This window comes from Rubritalea tangerina, from assembly GCF_042683245.1.
Classification (GTDB): domain Bacteria; phylum Verrucomicrobiota; class Verrucomicrobiia; order Verrucomicrobiales; family Akkermansiaceae; genus Rubritalea; species Rubritalea tangerina.
Map to the genome: position 1 here is coordinate 1 of NZ_JBHUJB010000068.1, position 1,966 is coordinate 1,966.

The 1,966-nt window shown below is 49.5% G+C and carries 1 protein-coding gene and 1 pseudogene; both read left to right on the forward strand.

What is annotated here, in order from left to right; all coding sequences use genetic code 11:
• Nucleotides 1–220 precede the first annotated feature (220 nt).
• Nucleotides 221–1,465, forward strand: a complete 1,245-nt coding sequence (locus ACFSW8_RS14240) for an APC family permease (RefSeq protein WP_465269579.1) — start codon at nucleotides 221–223, stop codon at nucleotides 1,463–1,465.
• A pseudogene (locus tag ACFSW8_RS14245) lies at nucleotides 1,462–1,902 on the forward strand (agmatine deiminase family protein); the annotation flags it as partial. The gene ACFSW8_RS14240 and the pseudogene ACFSW8_RS14245, both read left to right, overlap by 4 nt.
• Nucleotides 1,903–1,966 lie beyond the last annotated feature (64 nt).

Consider the following 1,966-nt stretch of genomic DNA (forward strand, 5'->3'; position numbering starts at 1 on the left):
ATGGATCGAAGAAGTCGTAAGTCGCTGATGGATAAACTACAGCTCCTTAAGTGAACGCGCATGCGTATTGGTTGTGGATACGATAGCGGCGTCTGCGATCATTGGGCCTTCGGCGATAGCGTGGTGGCTGATCATGTTTGTGTTATTTTTCATTCCGTATGGATTGGTCACAGCGGAGTTAGGGACGGCATATCCGGATGAGGGAGGGATTGTGGATTGAGTGAGGCGTGTGTTTGGCGATGCGGTGGGGGCGCGTGTGGCGTGGTTGTATTGGGTAAACTATGCGCTCTGGGTGCCTGCGGTATTTTATTTATTTGCTTTAGTGGGCAGTCAGTTGTTGGGGATTGAGTTGTCGGCGTGGGAGGTAGCTGGGGTGGCGATAGTGATGTCGTGGGTGAAGTCGTTTATTACGATGCGCGACGTTGAGCATATATTGTGGTTGCCGAATCTTGGGTCGATTTTCAAGGCGATCATCATGACTTTGTTAGGTGTTTGTGGTGTGTATGTAGGGATGAAGAATGGGTTTGCCAATGAAATCAATTGGCAGACGGTGACGCCTAGTTTGGAAGCTGGGATGGGTTATTTGCCGGTAATTATTTTCAACTTTATGGGGTTTGAGATTATTGCTGGCGCATCGAGTGCGATGAATGACCCGAAGAAGGATATTCCGAAGGCGGTGATTTTAGGGGGGGTGTTGATAGCGGTGTTTTATCTATTAGCGACGCTTGGGATATTGGCGACGATGCCGGTGGAGACGATCAGTGATGCGACGGGAGTGATGGAGGCTTTTTCGATTATGTTTGGGGGTGGCGGTATCGCTAAAGGGGCTTTAGTGGTGCTGGGACTGATGTTTTTATATACCTTGATTAGTAATGTGGTGACATGGGCGATGGGCGTGAACCGCGCTGTGGTGTACGCTGCACAGGAGAATTTGCTGCCGAAGTCATTGGCAAAGTTACATCTAAAGACGGGAGCGCCTCTGAATGTGGCCATCTGGAATGGGGTTATTTCCACGGTGGTGATGCTGGCTTATGGTGCACTGGCGAGCGGTGGTTCGATGAACGAAATTCTGACGGACACGCACCACGTGATGGCAGACAGTTTGGAAGATCAAGGGTCGGTTGAGGACCTATTTTGGGATGTATTTTCTCTCGGGGCGATCACATTGTTAGCGAGTTACTTATTGTTGTTTCCTGCCTTTTTAAAGTTGAGGTTACAGGATGCGAAGCAGGAGAGGCCTTATAAGGTGCCGGGTGGTAAATTTGCGCTTTATTACTGCGGAGTGGTACCGAGCATTTTACTTCTGTTAGGCATTATCTTTTTTGTTTACGTGCCGGGAACGGAATTTGATGAAGATTATTTTCGCAATGTGGGCACTGGGATTTTGGTGGCCCTGATCATTGGAGAGATCTTGATTTTTAGAACGCGCAAGGCGCAGAACACGAGTAAGCAAACAGAGCAATGACATACCGACATATCAGCACACCGAGACAAGACGGCTACCGCATGCCAGGAGAGTTCGAAGCCCACAGTGGATGCTGGATGGCGTGGCCGGAGAGAACAGACAACTGGCGCTTAGGTGCGAAGCCTGCGCAGGCAGTTTTTATCAAGGTAGCGGAGGCGATTGCTGCATCTGAGCCGGTTACTGTAGCAGTTTCAAAGCACCAATTTAACAATGCGAGGGCGAGATTGCCGCGTCATATTCGCGTGGTGGAGATGAGCTATAACGATAGCTGGATGAGAGACATTGGGCCTAGTTTTGTGGTGAATGATGAGGGTGACTGTAGGGCGGTGGATTGGGATTTTAATTCGTGGGGTGGAGCTTATAACGGCCTCTATAGCCCCTGGGATCAAGATTCTCTGGTTGGTATTAAGATTGCGGAGATTGAGGGGACTGACCGGAATGGCACGGACTTAAGCGGTTTTTCGGTGTTTTAAAGTAGTCAGGAAAAGTCGGATAGGCTTG